This window comes from Roseovarius sp. E0-M6, from assembly GCF_037083845.1.
Lineage (GTDB): Bacteria > Pseudomonadota > Alphaproteobacteria > Rhodobacterales > Rhodobacteraceae > Roseovarius.
Map to the genome: position 1 here is coordinate 629,315 of NZ_JBAPLA010000001.1, position 17,064 is coordinate 646,378.

12 protein-coding genes and 1 tRNA gene are annotated in these 17,064 nt (G+C 61.3%); 8 read left to right on the top strand and 5 right to left on the bottom strand.

Annotated elements, in window-relative coordinates; all coding sequences use genetic code 11:
* Position 1: 1 nt before the first annotated feature.
* The 6 genes from V8359_RS03120 to V8359_RS03145 are packed head-to-tail and all read left to right on the top strand — an operon-like array spanning position 2 to position 9,896.
* Positions 2-1,012 carry a glycosyltransferase family 2 protein gene (locus V8359_RS03120; protein WP_336427245.1) on the top strand — a complete coding sequence of 337 codons (1,011 nt, stop codon included), beginning with the start codon at positions 2-4 and terminating at the stop codon, positions 1,010-1,012.
* The gene (locus tag V8359_RS03125) at positions 1,009-5,706 is read left to right on the top strand and encodes a MupA/Atu3671 family FMN-dependent luciferase-like monooxygenase (RefSeq protein WP_336427246.1); all 4,698 of its coding nucleotides are present in this window, start codon (positions 1,009-1,011) and stop codon (positions 5,704-5,706) included. Before V8359_RS03120 ends, V8359_RS03125 begins: the two co-directional genes overlap by 4 nt.
* Positions 5,703-6,425: a 4'-phosphopantetheinyl transferase family protein gene (locus tag V8359_RS03130; protein ID WP_336427248.1), complete on the top strand. Its 723-nt coding sequence runs from the start codon at positions 5,703-5,705 to the stop codon at positions 6,423-6,425. Before V8359_RS03125 ends, V8359_RS03130 begins: the two co-directional genes overlap by 4 nt.
* Positions 6,425-7,387 (top strand): hypothetical protein, encoded by a 963-nt coding sequence (locus V8359_RS03135; protein ID WP_336427249.1) that lies wholly within the window; start codon positions 6,425-6,427, stop codon positions 7,385-7,387. Before V8359_RS03130 ends, V8359_RS03135 begins: the two co-directional genes overlap by 1 nt.
* Positions 7,384-9,054, top strand: a complete 1,671-nt coding sequence (locus V8359_RS03140) for a hypothetical protein (RefSeq protein WP_336427250.1) — start codon at positions 7,384-7,386, stop codon at positions 9,052-9,054. The genes V8359_RS03135 and V8359_RS03140 overlap by 4 nt, the downstream gene beginning before the upstream one ends.
* The gene (locus V8359_RS03145; protein ID WP_336427251.1) at positions 9,027-9,896 is read left to right on the top strand and encodes a glycosyltransferase; all 870 of its coding nucleotides are present in this window, start codon (positions 9,027-9,029) and stop codon (positions 9,894-9,896) included. Before V8359_RS03140 ends, V8359_RS03145 begins: the two co-directional genes overlap by 28 nt.
* Here V8359_RS03145 and V8359_RS03150 read toward each other — a convergent pair.
* Positions 9,893-11,095 (bottom strand): glycosyltransferase family 4 protein, encoded by a 1,203-nt coding sequence (locus V8359_RS03150; protein WP_336427252.1) that lies wholly within the window; start codon positions 11,093-11,095, stop codon positions 9,893-9,895. The genes V8359_RS03145 and V8359_RS03150 overlap by 4 nt on opposite strands.
* Positions 11,096-11,303: 208 nt before the next feature.
* Between V8359_RS03150 and V8359_RS03155 the strand changes: the two genes are divergently transcribed.
* Positions 11,304-12,674: an oligosaccharide flippase family protein gene (locus V8359_RS03155; RefSeq protein ID WP_442970322.1), complete on the top strand. Its 1,371-nt coding sequence runs from the start codon at positions 11,304-11,306 to the stop codon at positions 12,672-12,674.
* Here V8359_RS03155 and V8359_RS03160 read toward each other — a convergent pair whose 3' ends face one another.
* The 3 genes from V8359_RS03160 to V8359_RS03170 form a co-directional block, all read right to left on the bottom strand.
* Positions 12,675-13,919, bottom strand: coding sequence for a GumC family protein (locus V8359_RS03160; RefSeq protein WP_336427254.1), 1,245 nt, complete (start codon positions 13,917-13,919; stop codon positions 12,675-12,677).
* 106 nt (positions 13,920-14,025) lie between these two features.
* On the bottom strand, positions 14,026-15,099 hold the full coding sequence (locus tag V8359_RS03165) for a CpsD/CapB family tyrosine-protein kinase (RefSeq protein ID WP_336427255.1): 1,074 nt from the start codon (positions 15,097-15,099) through the stop codon (positions 14,026-14,028).
* A 155-nt stretch (positions 15,100-15,254) separates the two neighbouring features.
* A complete protein-coding gene (locus V8359_RS03170; protein WP_336427256.1) occupies positions 15,255-16,031 on the bottom strand; it encodes a sugar transferase in 777 nt (258 codons plus the stop codon).
* A 725-nt stretch (positions 16,032-16,756) separates the two neighbouring features.
* Between V8359_RS03170 and V8359_RS03175 the strand changes: the two genes are divergently transcribed.
* Positions 16,757-16,833, top strand: a tRNA-Asp gene (locus V8359_RS03175).
* 28 nt (positions 16,834-16,861) lie between these two features.
* On the opposite strand, the gene V8359_RS03180 is transcribed toward V8359_RS03175, so the two are convergent.
* Positions 16,862-17,044 carry a hypothetical protein gene (locus tag V8359_RS03180; protein ID WP_336427257.1) on the bottom strand — a complete coding sequence of 61 codons (183 nt, stop codon included), beginning with the start codon at positions 17,042-17,044 and terminating at the stop codon, positions 16,862-16,864.
* Positions 17,045-17,064 lie beyond the last annotated feature (20 nt).

Genomic DNA, 17,064 nt, shown 5'->3' on the forward strand with positions numbered 1-17,064 from the left:
AATGACAACGCCGCGCATATTGACCATCATCCTGAACTACCGCACGCCAGATATGACGTTGCGCGCCCTTGCCGCCGCGCGCGACGCGATGGCGCCCCTCTCGGGAGAAATCGTTGTCGTGGATAACGGGTCCGGTGACGCCTCCTGTGAGATCATCCCGCGCGAGATCGCAGCACGCGGCTGGGACGGCGATGGCCGCGTGAGGTTTTGTCCTTCGCCGCGCAATGGCGGGTTCGGCGCGGGCAACAATTTCGGTATGGCACAAGGTCTCTCGGATGGCGGACGCCCGGATTACGTCTATATCCTCAATTCAGATGCTTTCCCCGACCGTGACGCCATCGACGTGCTGCTTGAGCACCTTGAGGCCCATCCGGAGGCGGGCATGGCCGGCAGCTATATCGAGGGCGAGGATGGTGTGCCGCATCAGACGGCGTTCCGCTTTCCCACCATAGCGGGCGAATTCGAGGGGGCCGTGCGCACCGGGATCGTGTCGCGCTTTCTCAGCCATGCTATCGTGCCCCTTGCCATACCGGAGGGGCCGGCCCGTGTTGATTGGTGCGCCGGGGCATCGGTCCTGATGCGTCAGGACATGCTGGACAAGATCGGCACCTTTGACGAGACGTTCTTTTTATACTTCGAAGAGACGGATCTTTGCCGCCGCGCCGCGCGCGCCGGGTGGCAGGTCTGGTATCTTCCGCGCAGCCGGGTCGTTCATGTAGGTTCCGTCAGCACGGGAATGAAAACATGGAAACGGACGCCCGGATACTGGTTCGACTCGCGCCTGCATTATTTTGTCAAAAACCATGGCCGGGGCTATGCCATTGCCGCAACGATTGCCCGCCTCTCTGGTGAGGCGCTTTGGCGCTTGCGCGCGCGTCTGACGGGACGTCCGTTTGGTGCTCCAAGCGGGTTTCTACGCGATCTTGCGGCACACAGCCTGCGCGCCGCCGTGGGCCGCAAGCATGCGGCACAACCAGGTGCCGGTGCATCCATAGTCGAGGATTTGAAATGAGTATGTTTTCTTGCGTTCTGATTGGTGATGAATCCCTGACACAGGCCTGTGGAGAGAGGCTCTTGCAGGCGGGTCACGATATCCGCGCGGTTGTTTCCGCCGACGATGCGGTGCGTGTCTGGGCCGAAGCGCAGGGCCTCAGCGTTTTCTCATCCCCCGATGCGCTGCATGGGGTGGCGTGTGATCGAGGGTTCGACTGGATCCTGAGCGTGGCCAACCTGCGGGTGCTGCAAGCAGATATTCTCGACCTCGCGAGGCAGGGCGCAGTGAACTTTCACGACGGACCCTTGCCACGATATGCAGGGCTCAATACCCCGGTCTGGGCCATCCTGAACGATGAGGCGCAGCACGGTATCACGTGGCACCTCATGGAATCCGGGATCGACACCGGTGATGTTCTGGTGTCCCGCATGTTCGAGATTGAGACCGGCGACACGGCGCACAGCCTCAACACCAAGGCGTATGCCGCCGGTATCGAAAGTTTTGCCGACGTGATGCGCGCTCTGGAAACAGGAGATACCAAAGGGCGCGCGCAAGGCGGCGGCACGCGCATCTATTGTGGGCGGGACGATCGCCCTGCCGGATTTGGCCTGCTTGATCCGGGGCGGTCGGTCGAGGATATCCTTCGCCTCGTGCGGGCCCTTGATTTCGCAGGATATGCCAATCCGCTTTGTGCTCCCAAGCTTGATCTTGGAGCTTGTGTAGCACTTGTGGGAGGGGCCGAAGCGGTGAACGCGGATGGCACGCCGGGCGCGATATTGTCGTTGGAGGCTGACGCGCTGACATTGGCTGTCGGTGACGGGGCGGTGCGCCTGACGGGACTGCGCGATATGTTTGGCGATCCGTTCGATCCGGGCGCTGTGATGCGAGAGGGCGATATCCTGCCACCGTTAACGGGTGAGCGTGTGACCGCGATCAACGAGACGATGGCCGGTGTCAACCAGAGGGAGCCCTATTGGCGTAGCGTGCTGAAGGGGCTGGAGCCGGTTTCGGCGCCACTTGCCACGCGCCACGGCGCCGCACCGAATTGGACCGAAGTCGAGATTGCCAAACCCGCCGAAATGCCCGCCGATACGGCCCGCGCGGTTGCGGCACTCTGGGCACTTGTGTCCTCCGGGCAGGTGGAGGCCGATATCGCGTGGCAAGGCGATGCGCTGGCCAAAACCGTTGACGCCGCGCATGGGCTTTCGTCCCAGTGGGTGCCGCTCAGGGTTTCGCGCGACGTGGATGACTGGGATGAGCTTCTGGCGGCGATTAGCAACAGGGTCGATCAGGCAGACAAAGCCCGTGGATTCGCCGCAGACATTTTTGCCCGTGACCCGGCGCTCAGGGAACTTGGGAAACCGCAGGTTGGTCTAAGTGGCAAGGCCTCGCCGGTGCCCGGCATGGCGTTAAGCCTCGCTCTGAACGACAAGGGACTGTGCCTTTTCGCCGATCTTGCGCGCTTGGAGACCGACGCGGTGGAGCGTCTCAAAGCCCGGCTTGAAACCATGCTCAAACGTGTGGCGGATGGAGTGAGAGACATCGACCGTATCTGTGACCTGCCGGACAGTGAACGGCGAGCGTTGCTTTCGGCATGGGATGCGACCGAGAGCCCGCATGACAGGTCGCAGACCGTGCACGGCGCGTTTGAGAAAATGGCAGCGCAGAGGCCAGATGAAACCGCGCTGATATTTGAAGACCGTGAACTGAGCTATGCCACGCTTGATGCCGAGGCCAATAGTGTGGCGGCGTCATTGCGTGATGCCGGTGTGGCGCGGGGTGATTTCGTCGCGCTCTGTGTGCCGCGCGGCCCCGACATGGTCATCGGTGCGCTTGCGATCCTTAAGGCGGGGGCCGCGTATCTTCCGCTTGACCCGACATATCCGCAGGATCGCCTTTTGCATTGTATCGCCGACAGTGGTGCCGGGATCGTCCTGTCACGTTCGGAGGTGACGACCCTACCTGAATGCGACGCGGCACGGATCGACATGGATGGCATGACCCGGTCCACCAGTGTTGAGCGTGTCGACGGGGGTGCGCGGCACGGCGACCTTGCGTATCTGATCTACACCTCGGGCTCTACCGGACGTCCCAAGGGGGTCATGGTCGGGCATGGCAATGTCGTGAATTTCTTTCACGGGATGGATACGCATGTGGATGCGGACCTTGGTCGCGTCTGGATGGCTGTGACAAGCCTTGCTTTCGATATTTCTGTGTTGGAGCTTTTCTATACGCTGGCGCGGGGGTTCTCTGTCGTGATCAGCGGCGATGAAACCCGTGCCGCCATTTCCAACGGACCGGTGCGCGCGGCACCCGGTGGCGCGATGGATTTCTCACTCTATTATTGGGGTGCCGATGACGTGGCCGGGCCGGGCAAATACGACCTCCTGCTGGAGGGTGCGAAATACGCCGACGAAAACGGCTTTGCGGCGATCTGGACGCCCGAACGGCATTTCCACGCCTTTGGCGGACCTTATCCGAACCCTTCGGTGACGGGGGCGTCGGTGGCAGGCATGACCCGCAATATCGGTGTGCGTGCGGGCTCTATCGTCGCGCCGTTGCATCATCCAGCCCGGATAGCCGAGGAATGGGCGGTGATCGACAATCTGACGAACGGTCGCGCGGGTCTGGCCTTTGCATCGGGCTGGCAGCCGGATGATTTCGTGCTGCGGCCCGAGAATACGCCACCCAAGAACCGCGATGCGCTTTTTGATACGCTGAACAAGGCCCGTGCCCTGTGGCGGGGTGAGCCGGTCGAATTCGCACGCGAAAACGGGGAGATGCATCCGGTCGTGACACAGCCGCGACCCGTGTCCCCCGAGCTTGAGGCGTGGGTCACGACGGCGGGCAACCCCGCCACCTGGCGCGAAGCCGGCGAGAACGGCGCGCATATCCTCACCCATCTTCTGGGGCAGTCCGTTGAAGAGGTGGCCGAGAAGATCGGCATCTATCATGACGCGCTGCGCAAGGCGGGGCACGATCCGGCCAAGCACAAGGTTACGTTGATGCTTCATGCCTATCTGGCCGAAACCCGAGAGGCGGCCCGTGACGTGGCGCGTGGCCCGATGAAGGACTATCTGCGAAGTGCCGCTGGCCTGATCAAGCAATATGCTTGGGCGTTTCCGGCCTTCAAGAAACCCAAGGGGGTCACCAACCCGTTTGAAATCGACCTGAGCGGCCTGTCGGACGAGGAAATGGAAGGTATCCTCGATTTCGCCTTCGAGCGTTATTTCGAGGATTCGGGCTTTTTCGGGACGGTCGAGGATGGCATCGCGCGGGCCGAACAGTTGCGCGCCGTCGGTGTGAGCGAAATCGCATGTCTGATCGAATATGGGATCGACAAGGACACCGTGCTCGACAGCCTGCCGCGTATCAAGAGCGTGATGGATCACGTGAATTCGGGTATCGCGCCGGCCGAGGATGACTTCTCACTCGCGGCTCAGATCGTCCGGCATGGGGTCACCCATCTTCAGGCCACGCCCAGCATGGCACAGCTTTTTGTGATGAACGATGAGGCGCGGGGCGCTTTGTCGGGGGTGAAACAAATTCTTCTTGGTGGTGAGGCGCTTCCCGGCTCTCTGGTCACGGAGTTGCGCAAGAGCACGGAGGCCCGCATTCTCAACATGTACGGCCCCACCGAGACAACCATCTGGTCAAGCGTGGCGGAACCCGGTGCGCCCGCCCCCGGGGCCGAGCCGATCGGGCGGCCCATCGCCAACACGGTCATGCGCGTCTTGGACGAGGACGGCGCGCTTTGCCCCATCGGCGTGCCCGGTGAGCTTTGGATCGGAGGCGAGGGCGTTTCGCGCGGCTATTGGCGGCGTGACGACCTGAGCGCCGAACGGTTTCAGCCCGACCCTGTCAGCCCCAAGGGCGGGCGGCTTTATCGCACCGGCGATCTGGTTCGGTGGCGGACCGACGGGCAGCTTGATTTCCTTGGCCGCACGGATTTTCAGGTCAAGATCCGGGGCCAGCGCATTGAACTCGGAGAGATTGAGACGGCCATGAAGTCAGATCCCGCGATTGCCGAGGCCGTTGTTGTCGCACGCGACATGGCCGGCGACACGCGGCTTGTGGGGTATTACACCGCGTCAGGTGACGTCGATGAGACCGCGCTGAGGGCTCATATGGCACTGCGATTGACCGGTGCGATGGTGCCCGCGCATCTGATGCGGGTCGATGCGTTTCCCCTGACACCAAACAAGAAGATCGACCGAAAGGCCCTCCCTGATCCGGTGCCGCGGGCAGGGGGGCGGGCCAAAGTCGAAGAGCCGTCCACCGAGCCTTCCGAGAAAGGCGTGGAGGCGGGCGTGGCCGGACAGAACGCGCAGGAGATCACCGCGATTATCGCCCAAATATGGCAGGAGGTGCTTGGGATACGCGATGTCGGAGGACGTGATAACTTTTTCGATCTGGGCGGCCATTCGCTTTTGGCGGTGCAAGCGCATCGGAGCATTCGCGCCCATCTCGCGGATCATAAATTGTCGATCACGGATGTTTTCCGGTATCCGGTTCTGGATGATCTGGCCGCGCATCTGGCTGCGCAGGGTGTGCGCGCGGCACGGGCCCCCGAACCTCAAGCGCCTGTGCGCGAGGAACGCGCCACAGCCAGACCCGCCGATCTGCGCCGCCCGGTCCTTTCGGCCGAGACTGCGCGGCTTGTCTCGCGGCGACGTGCGCTGCGACAAGAGCGGGGCAGGGCGCGGGCATGATTTTGGACGCAGCAACCAAATCCTCGTGGCATGGTCCTTTCACGCGTCTTGCCGGAGTGTTCCCCGACAAGGTCGAGATGTCGATCTGCGATCCCCGAGACGATCATCCGGCCCCCTTCCCAAGCGAGGCGTGTGCCGTCAGCCGCGCGACCGAGGGCCGCCAGCGTGAATTTGCAGCGGGCCGCGCAGCGATCCACGGGGCGATGCGGGCCTTGGGGACAACGCCCGAACCGGTGCCAGCGGGCCCCGACCGCGCCCCCCGTTGGCCCGAGGGCCTGACAGGAAGTCTTAGCCATTGTGACATCGCCTGTGTCGCCGCCGTGGCCCGGACGCGGGACATGCGCAGCATCGGTGTAGATGTCGAGCCCGATGCCCCGCTCGCCTCAGACCTGATCCCCGAGATTGCCTCATTGGCCGAACGGGCATGGCTTTCGGCTCAATCGGATGCGTGGCGCGGTCGGCTCGCGCGACTTATCTTCTCGGCCAAGGAATGTGCTTACAAATGTCAATATCAGGTCAGTGGCACCATCATCGGGTTCGATGCTTTCGACGTGACGCCCGACCCCGACTCGGGCCAATTTGAAGCGACACTCGTGACCGCCGTTCCGGGATTTTCTGCGGGACACAGGTTTCACGGACGTTTCGTGATCGAAGGAGGGTTGATCGTGACGGCATCCACATTGCCGCAGGGGCCGAGTTGGCGCATGGGGTCCGCCTGATGCCGCTCCGTTTTGTCATCATCGGTTTGGGTATTCTGTGCCTCGCGGTCGCCATTGCGTGGATTTTTTGGCCGAAACGCGGCCCGAGCCCGGAGGCCGTGGCACGCGCCTATGAGGCCCCGCTTCCGGCCCCTGACCAAGGTTTACAAGTTTATCATCTGGGTCACAGCCTTGTGGGGCGTGATATGCCCGCGATGCTGACACAGCTTGCGCAGGCGGGCGGACAGGATGGGCATTCCCATGAAAGCCAGCTTGGCTGGGGGACGTCTCTGCGTGAACATTACGAACCGGACCTGCCGATCAACGGGTTCGAGGCCGAGAACGACCATCCCCGTTACCGCGACGCGGCGGAGGCACTTGGATCAGGTGATTACGACGCGGTCATCCTGACCGAGATGGTCGAGCTGCGTGATGCGATCAGGTATCACAAAAGCGGGCGCTATCTGCATCTCTGGGCCGAGCGCGCCCGAGAAGGCAATCCCGATGTACGGGTCTATCTATATGAAACCTGGCATCATCTTGATGATCCGGAGGGGTGGCTTCTGCGGTTGGATCGTGATCTTGAGCGGTATTGGATGGCCGAACTGCTGCACAAGGATCTTGCCGAAAATCCTGAACGGCCGATCCATGTCATTCCGGCGGGGCAGGTGATGGCGGCGTTCGTCCGCCGGGTCGAAGAAAAAGGCGCTGTTGGAAATGTCGCGGCGGCGGCTGACCTTTTTGCGCGGCGCGAGGATGGAAGCCTCGATACCATCCACGTGAATGACCTTGGGGCCTATCTCGTGGCGCTGACGCATTACGCGGTGCTTTATCACAGTTCACCGGTGGGCTTGCCGCATCGGCTCAGCCGCGCGGATGGGAGCCCTGCGGCTGCGCCTGAACCCGATACTGCACGCCTGATGCAAGAGGTCGTATGGGACATCGTTTCACAGATGCCGCAAACGGGGGTGGCGACAAGATGAGAAACCTGCTTGCTTTCGCCTTTGCCGTGATGGCCGCAGTGCCCGCGAGGGCGGACGCGCCGCCGATGGCGATCAACCTTGCCCCTGTGCGTGACTGGTCGAGCGCGCAGCCTTTCATCGACGTGATGAAGACCGCGCGCCGCTGGATCGGACACAAGCCCGGACAGTGGGGCGGGGTTGAATACGAGGAGCTGCAGGCCCGCGGTCTCCTTGATGCACAGGGGTGGCCCATAGCGGTGCCGGGTGATCTTGGGTCTATCGGCACTGTGATTCTGACAGATATTCCCGAGGCCGCGACAGAGGCGTTTTCCGGGCGTTATGTGCTCCGTTTCGAAGGTGAAGGCATCGTGGAGGTATCGGGACGCGCGCAAAACACGCGTTACCGCGATGATGAGGTGCGCTTTGACTTTGAGCCGGGCGAGGGGCCGGTCATTATCCGCATTCAGCGCAGCAATCCTGACGATTACGTGCGCGACATAACCGTGATGCGCGAAGCGCATGTGGACCTTCACGAGGCGGGCGCGCTCTTCAATCCCGATTGGCTTGCCGTTATCGAGGGGTTCGAGGTGCTGCGCTTCATGGATTGGGCCAACACCAACGACAGCGACGAAAGCATATGGACCGCCCGTGCGCAGGTGGATGATTTCTCTTACTCGCGGGTCGGTGTTCCTTACGAAGTGATGCTACGTCTGTCCGAGCGGGTTGGCGCGGATGCCTGGATTACGTTGCCGCATCTGGCCGATGCCTCTTATGTCAATGCGGCCTGCACGCTTCTTCGCGATGCGCTCCCTGAGGGGCGGCGCATCTGGCTTGAGTATTCGAACGAAGTCTGGAACTGGCAATTCCTTCAGGCGGAATGGGCCGGCCAACAGGCTGAGGCGCGTTGGGGGAAACCGGATCAGGGCACCCAGTTCCACGGTATGCGCGCCGCCGAAATCGCCCGCCAATGCAGCGAGATATTCGGCGATGTGGACCAAGATCGTCTGGTCAACGTGATCGCGACGCAGACGGGCTGGCTCGGGCTTGAACAGGGGATACTCAACGCGCCGCTGTGGCAGGCCGAGGCCGAGGGCAACGGCCCGCCGCACGAGGCATTTGATGCTTATGCGGTGACGGGATATTTCGGTGCCCTTGGCACCCAGAGGCTGGCGCCACTCGTGCGCGATTGGCTTAATGAAAGCGCAGGGGCCGCCCGCGCCGAAGGCCGTGACCTTGGCCTTTCGGGTGACGCGCTCGCGGCACATGTGGAGACGCATCGCTATGACCTCGCTGTGACGCGCGCGGCGCAGGAACTTTCAAACGGAAGCCTGAGCGGAAATCCGGACGGCACACTGGCCGACTTGCGCGACAGGCTGTATCCCCATCACGCGCAAGTGGCGGAGAGATATGGGCTCGACCTCGTCATGTATGAGGGCGGCACGCATGTCGTCGGTGTCGGAGAGGTGTTGGGCGACGATGCGCTGACCGCGTTTTTTGTCCATCTCAACTACACCCCTGAAATGGGTGCTCTGTATCTCAGGCTTTTGGCCGATTGGCAGGCCGCTGGGGGCCAGCTTTTCAATCATTACGCGGATGTCTTGACGCCGGGGCGATGGGGAAGCTGGGGCGCGCAACGCTATCCCGGAGATGACAATCCGCGATGGCGCACCTTGGAGGCATGGAAGTGACGGATGCTGTGCCGCTGAGTGTCATTCTGCCGGCCCATGATGAGGCTGACTGGATCGAGCGGTGCCTTGCGGCGGTGTGCAAGTCGCGCCCATTGGAGGCCGAAGCCGAGATCATAGTGGTGGCAAACGGATGTTCGGATGAGACCGCCGCGCGGGCGCGGGCCATGGACGCCCGGTGCAAGGCGGTCGGATTTGCTCTGCGGGTTCTCGAACTGTCGGAGGGTGGCAAAATTGGGGCTTTGAATGCGGGGGATGCGACTGCGCGCCATGACGCGCGGGTCTATCTGGATGCCGATGTCGAGGTCAGCGCCGGACTATTGCCTGCGTTGGCCCGCGTTCTGGCCACACCGCACCCGCGTTATGCGAGCGGGACGCCGATCCTGAGCGCGGCAAGGAGTGCCGTCACACGGGCATATGGCCGGTACTGGATGACGCTGCCATTCAACACTGAAGGCGTGGGCGGATACGGCATTTTCGCCATGAACGGCGCCGGGCGCGCGCGCTGGAAGGCTTGGCCCGAGATCATCTCGGACGATACTTTCGCAAGGCTGCACTTTGCACCGGAGGAGCGGATCAAACTGCCCGATACCTACCACTGGCCGCTGGTCGAGGGCTTTGGCAATCTCGTGCGCGTCCGGCGACGCCAGAATCGGGGGGTGCGAGAGATATCGACAGCGTTCTCGCATTTGCTGAGACATGACAGCGTCAATGCGCCGGGTGCCGCAGGGATTCTGCGCCGGGCGTTGCGTAAACCGGTCGGCTTTCTGGCCTATGCCGCCGTCGCGTTGACTGTGACTGGTTCGGCGGGACGGGATGGCACAGCTTGGACGCGGGGGCGTTAACCATCTCCACGAAAATGTGACGCGAGCTTGGTGGCCTCGGCATCGACATCATGCCGGATAAGAACCCGCTTGCGTCCGGCCTTGCCCATCGCGTCCCGCTGACTGTGGGGCATTTTCCCCAGTTCCAGAACCGCTTGGGTCAGGGCTGCGGGATCTCCTGCCGGAACGAGCCACCCGGTCTCGCCCGGGCGGACAAGCTCGGGGGTGCCCGCGATATAGGTCGCGATCACGGGGCGGGCCGCGGCCATCGCTTCCATCACCACCATCGGCAATCCTTCCGCGAAACTGGGCATCACGAGGGCGTGGGCCTGTGCAAGTTCCGCGCGGATCGCCTCCTCGTCCAGCCAGCCGGTCAGGCAAACATTATCGGACAACCGGGCCTCGGCGATTTCGGCTTCCAGTTCCTTGCGAAGCGGGCCATCCCCGACAAGGTGCAGAACGGCGTCGGGATGAGCGTCGCAGATGGAGCGCATGGCGGGCACGAGCGCCATTTGTCCTTTCTGTTCGACGAACCGCCCAATCGAAACGAGTCGCAAAGGACCCTTGGGCATCGGCGCGGGATCGGCGAAACGTGCAGGCTCGATCCCGCAATGCACGACGTGAATGCGCGGCCAATGTTCATGCGCGACCCAGCGACAAAGCTGTGAGCGGCCAAACCGGCTTACCCCAACCGTAAAGGCCGCGCCGATGATCTTGTCGGGGAGCGAGAGGGCCCGGGGCGCGTCGAACTCTTCGGGGCCGTGGACCGTGAACGAATAGGGCGGGCCGCCAAGGCACCGCGTCAGGTGCGCGACAGTCGCGGCGTTGGTGCCGAAATGGGCGTGAATGTGAACCGCCTGCGTTTCACGGCACCGCAAGAGAACATAGGCCGCTTCGGCAAGATAAATCAGGTGACGCCGCCACCCGACTTCGGACCGCGTGCCCATGCGGTATGATTGCCGCAAAGCTCTGAGTGTCGCGAGCGGGTGCTTGATCGCCACCCGCAGGACCGCCGCCAAAAGCAGCAACGCGCCTTGCCGCAGGACATAATGCGTGCGCGTTGCTTCGGCCTTGTCACCCTCATCCACCAAGGGCATTTCAGGCACGCGCATGGCAAGGCGCAGCACTTCGAACCCCTGACGTTCAAGCGCCTGTATCTCGCGGCGGATGAAGCTGTGCGACGGTTGCGGATAAGTGTTGAGCACATAGGCGATTTTCATGCCGGGCGCGCCTTTCGGGTGCATATACGTCGTGATGCCCAGAACACCGAGCCTTGGTCACGATACTGCATGATACCGCTGAAATTAACCGCGAAACACACGCAGATACGAAATTCGGGTGGATCGGTTGGTGTCCACATCAATTCGTTTGCCGGACCGCCCCGATCAGGTAAGACAGTCGGGATTATCCGGGGCGCCCGAGGAGGCCATGCAGCGACTGATTTCCGCCTTTGCCGGCAACCGCCTGACCGCCCGTCTGATGCGCAGCGCGTCCTGGGTTCTGATCGGGTATGCCGGAGCACAGGCGATCCGGCTTGCCTCGAACCTGATCCTGACCCGAATTCTGTTTCCCGAGGCATTCGGCCTCATGGCGCTCGTGACGATGATCACCGTTGGATTGATGATGTTCTCGGATGTCGGCGTCGGCCCTTCGATCGCACAAAGCAAGCGGGGCGACGACGCGGCCTTCCTTGATACCGCGTTCACCATTCAGATCATGCGCGGTGTCTTGCTCTGGTTGGTTACTTTGGTGATCGCTTTGCCCGTGGCGGAATTCTATGAACAGCCCGACTTGGCGCTTTACCTTCCGATTGCGGGATTTGCGCTTGTGATCACCGGGTTCTTCCCCACCAAGATCGAAACCGCGCACCGGCATCTCGTTTTTGGCAGGCTCACAATTCTGGACCTGTCGGCGCAGTTCATCGGGGTGGGGGGCATGGTCGTTCTGGCCCTTCTGACGCAATCGGTGATGGCGCTGGTTCTGGGGTCGGTTCTGACAGCGACGGCCAAGCTTGTTCTGACGTGGCGCTTTTTGCCGGGCCACGCGAGCCGCCCCCGACTTGAACGTGCCGCGATGGCCGAACAAATGCGGTTCGGAAAATGGATATTCTTGTCAACCGCCTTCGCGTTTGTCAGTGCGCAGGGGGACAAGGCGATCCTCGGTAAGCTTTTGCCGATCGAGACGCTGGGCATCTACAATATCGGTTATTTCCTGGCCAGCTTTCCGGTGCTTCTTGGCATCACCATGTGTCAGAATCTGTTGATACCGGTTTACCGCGACAGACCGCCCGGCGCGTCGGAGCATCACCGCACGCGGCTTCGCAAGATGCGGGTGCTGATCACTGGCGCCCTGTTCGGAATGCTTGGTGCGATGGCGCTTCTGGGGCCGTGGCTTGTTGGGGTTCTCTATGATCCCCGCTATGAGGCGGCGGGCACCATGATGGTGGTGATTGCGCTGGCGTTCCTGCCGCAGGCGATCGGGCTTACCTATGATCGCGCCGCACTGGCGGCGGGCGACTCGCGCGGTGCATTCGTTTTTTCCGGGCTGCGCGCGGTGTTGCAGATGGTCTGTCTCTGGACCGGATTTCAGTTGGCCGGTCTGGTGGGCGGTCTTGCGTCTTATGCCGTGGCGATGATTCTGGCACATCCTTGGCTCGTCCGGCTTGCACGCCGTCACCACGCGTGGGACGGCCCGCACGATGCTGTATTTGCGACACTGGCGGTCGGATTGGCCGTCATCGCGCTCTGGCTCCATGGCGGTGAGGTCGCGGGGCTTTTGAATGTGCGCCCCGGTCCGTGATCAGGAGGTCCGTTTCACGCCCCGCTTGGGCCGCTTGCGCCGTTTCCCAACCCCCTTGGATTCGGGGATCGTGATGACCGGACGCAGGCCGATCTCACGCTCCATCTGCGTGGCGGATCTGATCACAGGGTGTCGCAGGTCAAGCAAGAACGCGATGCCGAGCCCAAGCAGCAAGCTTGCAAATGCGCCCAAAATGACAATCTGTTTGCGTGCGCGGGTGAAAGGGTAATCCGGCAACGGCGCGGGTTCCAGCACGGTCAGACGCTCGGATTGGCGCTCGGTCTCAAGCTCATAGCTGATGGCGGCGTCCTTGCGGCGCGTCTGAATGGTCTGAAGCTGTTCGCGCAGTTCCTGAAGTTGGAGGTTATACCGCGCGAGTTGCAGTTCGACCTCGGGGCTGGCTTCAAGCGATTCAGTCAATTCGTCCAGCGTGCTTGTCAGGAGCGCGCGCTCTTCTGTCAGGCGGGCAAGTTCGGCGCGGTTTTCTTCTTGCTGGCGGCGCTCCACGCGTGATGTGGGTTCGGTGACGAGGCTGCTTTGCAGGCTGATCATCTGTCGGTCGATATTCAGTATGGCTTCGTTGAGGCGTTCGACCTCCCGCTGGCTGACGGCAGTGCCGCCGGGCATTGCGACGTCGTTATCAGCACGGTAAGCCGCGATCTCAGCTTCGAGATCGGCCACCTCACGCTTGAGGTTGGCTTCTCGTAGCTTGAAAAATTCAAGCGTCTCCTCGGCTTGCTCAAGCCGTGAACTTGTCGAAAGCTGGACGGTGCGCTGTGCAAAGGCGTGCGCGATGCGTTGTGCGCCGTCCGCGCTTGGCCAGTCGGCGGTGACGCGCAAGAGCGATACGGTGCCATCGTCGGAAAAGCCTTCGCGGGCTGCGGCGACCCCGCTTACCGTGACCGCACGGCGGATGATTTCGACCTTTTCACTGTCACGCAGCGCCGGTGCATTCTCGAAAAGGTTCAGCTTTTCGGCCATCTCAAGAACGGCGCCGCGCGCCATGACCTGCTGTTCGATCATCTGCAAGCGTCGCGCGGAGGAGCCTTCAACCGTGGTTGGCGTCAGCTCTTCGGAAATTCTTGGGCTTTGGACCTGTAGCACCTCGGAGGAGGTGTAAAGATGCTGCTGCGACAGGGCATAGAGCACAGTCACGACTGTCCCGAGGCAGACCACCCCGAGAATCACCAGAAACCGCCGCCTGATCATGTCGATCAGGTCCGAGAGGGAATAAATCGATCCCATACGACCCTTGTCCTGCCTCTTGCGTGCGGCGAAGCGCACGTGGCCTTTTAGCCTCGAAATATCATGTAATGCGGCAAATTGGCAAAACTATGTCGTGGGGCGGGAGTTATGCGGCGCGGGCATGGTCCGCGTCATTGCGCCCACGGTTGAGGATGACACCCAACAACGGGGTCTTTCCGGCAAGACGACGTTCACATTCCTCGATCTGACTGCCGAGTGTGCGCTTGGCATCGGCCACGAGCAGGACACCATCGACCTGCGGCAGGAAGGCCGAAACATCGTCATAGTCCAGCATCGGAGGCAGATCGTAAAGAACGATATCGGGGTCCAGATCGGCGATCATGTTGTCCAGCGCGATGTGAGCGCGCCGCGAATGCAGACGTTCGGACGGATTCAGCGGGCGTTCAGTGTTCAGACCAAGGGCCAGTGTGTCCGAGAACCTGAGAAGATGCTCGCGCGCTGGAACCTCGCCGGTCAGGAATTTACCGATGTCCGAGCGACCGCGAAGATTTAGTGCGCGGGCAATGGCGGGGTCACGCTGATTCATATCCATCAGGACCGTGCGGAATTCAGGGATCCGAGACATGCTTAGCGCAAGGTTGAGCGCGGTGAATGTCGCGCCGCATCCCACGGATGGCGCGGTGATGGCGATCCGTTTCCACGTCTCGCTTTCCAGACTGCGCAGCAGTTGGGTTCTCAGATCATCAATCACGCGGATCACACGGTCGTCTTCTCCCGCCACGAAACGCTGAACGCGAAGCGCGTCATTGGCCCGACCCTGAATGGGTATTGATGGCAATTCGTTCCAAGCCGACCCGGAAAGACGCATGGCGGGGGGGCTTGGCATTGGCATAACGCTGATATCCTCGTGGGCGATCATGTCAGTCATGGATGTCCGCACGACATCACCTTGGTCCTCATCCGTCTCGGGAACAGGGTCTGCAGGTGCGTCTTCGGCATACTCAAAATTGGCGCTATCTTCGGCAAAGCCACCGGTTTCGGGGGCCTTGGAAGCGGGCGGGTCCACGTCTGTCTCTGCGTCCCGGGCAAGAAGGTCAGGATCGAAGCGCGGCATGGGAACTGTCTCATCTTGCTGCACCTCGTCGTCGCTTTCGTCCGAAACGGGGGTTGCATCCGCGCGCAATTTATCAAGATAGGCGCGGGTTTCGCTGTCGGTCACGGACTGTATTCGCAGGATTTGCGGCCGATCTTGGTCGGCGAGGTCGCGGCTCCCGCCGCGGCGGTCCGACACATGTCCAATTCTGTAGCGTTCTATCATGACTGTCACTTTTCAACCTGTCGGACCCACCCAAAGATCCGACGTAACGCCCCCTGTCAGTATCCGGTCCGCCGCAGCACAACGCCGACCGTTCTCCACAAAATTTTCAAGTCCTGCCCAAGCGAGAGTTTCAGATCATAATCCTGATCGATAACGGCGCGTTCGGTAAAGAGATCTTCGTTTCGCTTGGAGACCTGCCACGCGCCGGTTATGCCCGGACGCAGCGCGAAGTAATGTCGCGCATCCCCGTACATGATAAGCTGTTCAGGCATCATCGGGCGCGGCCCAATAAGGCTCATGTCGCCTTTGAACACGTTCCAAAGCTGAGGCAGCTCATCAAGAGAGGTTGCGCGAAGGAACGCGCCGACCGTTGTGATGCGGGGATCGTTCTTCAATTTCTGTGTGGCATCCCATTCGGCGCGCATCGCCGGGTCTGAGGCGAGACATTGTTCCAGCATCGTGTCTGCGTCTCGGACCATCGTGCGCAACTTGAATAATTTGAAACGGGCGCCGCCACGCCCCAGCCGGTCTTGATGATAGAAGGGATTGCCCCCTTCGATCCAAAGCGCGGCCCCCGCCACCAAAATGAGCAGAATCGCGAAGGGCGCCATGAGGATGCCAAGCACGATATCGAGACCGCGTTTTCCGATCAGCCGATAGACCGGGTGCGGCGGTCGCAGGTAGCCCGCAGGCACCGAAAGAGACGGGTCTGGAAGGCGAAGTGTGTGATCGACCTGCCGGACCAGCGGGTAGCGGAGGCGCCTTGCAGCGTCGGTCGTCAGAGTCGCCTCTCGGCCCCGCGGATGCGGCACATCAATACTTGAATCTGTCATCCCGTTCCCCAAGCAGCAATTCAAAACGCATAATCGTACATCGCCCGGGGAGGCTGTCCGGCGTCTCACCACGCGAGCAGAAGGTGGTGGAAACGTGGTATCCGGACCCGGCAGTCCCGGGGGTTGTCTCAATCCAGACAAACCGGGGTCACTATTGTGTCCTCAATTCGTCTAAAGTGAGACTATCATTTTCTATCGATTCTCTGACAATTACCACGGAAACAATGCGTTTCTGATTTTGTTAACGAATGGAGGTAAAGAACTGAAAATAAATAATAATATTATTAATATTTGCGTCATGCTCGGCAACGATCACGCTCCTTATCTGCTATTGTTCGTAATTAAGCCACGATCCAACGCGGGGGTGTTCGGGGCGGAAATGTGGCAGACCAAGATCGTAGTCAGGTACTTTGCAACCCTGCCGATTGCGATGTCGAAATCGGCGCCTCTACCGTGTGCGGAGCGTCGTCGTTTTGATCTTGTGGGTTGCGGGCCGGAAAGGACGTGCATTTCCATCTTCGGTCGCGAATTGAGTTTCTGATTGCCGTGTCCGGCAGGGCGGCGTGAAAACCTTTAAACTTTGTGACGGCCCCGATCCGAACGTCGGTATTGCGTCGGTATCAGGACGGCATCAGGACGGTGCGAATTAATTTCGGATCGGTGCGATTTCTTGTGCATTTGGTCATTGACGGGACCGGGGACCTGATTTAATCAGCCCCTCACGCGCGGTTGTAGCTCAGTTGGTTAGAGTGCCGGCCTGTCACGCCGGAGGTCGCGGGTTCGAGCCCCGTCAACCGCGCCATTTTCATACTTCGTGACACCTGTGATTATCACGGCTTCCAGCCGCCGCCCTTGATGCGGTTTGGCGTCAGGGCATCGGGCCAGCCGTAGAATGCTTCATAGGCGAAAAGTGCGATGCAGATTGCTATGATCGCGAACACGAATTTCACACGCGCCCAGCTTGGCGGGTTTTGCGCCCACCTCTTCATCCGGAAAAGCCAGCGTTGATTCACCGGGGCACCCCCTTGAATTT

Bases quoted from the DNA above. Each gene is read 5' to 3' on its own strand.
- V8359_RS03150 (WP_336427252.1), bottom strand. From the start codon at position 11,095: ATGAAAATCGCCTATGTGCTCAACACTTATCCGCAACCGTCGCACAGC.
- V8359_RS03135 (WP_336427249.1), top strand. From the start codon at position 6,425: ATGCCGCTCCGTTTTGTCATCATCGGTTTGGGTATTCTGTGCCTCGCG.
- V8359_RS03170 (WP_336427256.1), bottom strand. From the start codon at position 16,031: ATGACAGATTCAAGTATTGATGTGCCGCATCCGCGGGGCCGAGAGGCG.
- V8359_RS03130 (WP_336427248.1), top strand. From the start codon at position 5,703: ATGATTTTGGACGCAGCAACCAAATCCTCGTGGCATGGTCCTTTCACG.
- V8359_RS03145 (WP_336427251.1), top strand. From the start codon at position 9,027: ATGGCGCACCTTGGAGGCATGGAAGTGACGGATGCTGTGCCGCTGAGT.
- V8359_RS03125 (WP_336427246.1), top strand. From the start codon at position 1,009: ATGAGTATGTTTTCTTGCGTTCTGATTGGTGATGAATCCCTGACACAG.
- V8359_RS03140 (WP_336427250.1), top strand. From the start codon at position 7,384: ATGAGAAACCTGCTTGCTTTCGCCTTTGCCGTGATGGCCGCAGTGCCC.
- V8359_RS03155 (WP_442970322.1), top strand. From the start codon at position 11,304: ATGCAGCGACTGATTTCCGCCTTTGCCGGCAACCGCCTGACCGCCCGT.
- V8359_RS03160 (WP_336427254.1), bottom strand. From the start codon at position 13,919: ATGGGATCGATTTATTCCCTCTCGGACCTGATCGACATGATCAGGCGG.
- V8359_RS03120 (WP_336427245.1), top strand. From the start codon at position 2: ATGACAACGCCGCGCATATTGACCATCATCCTGAACTACCGCACGCCA.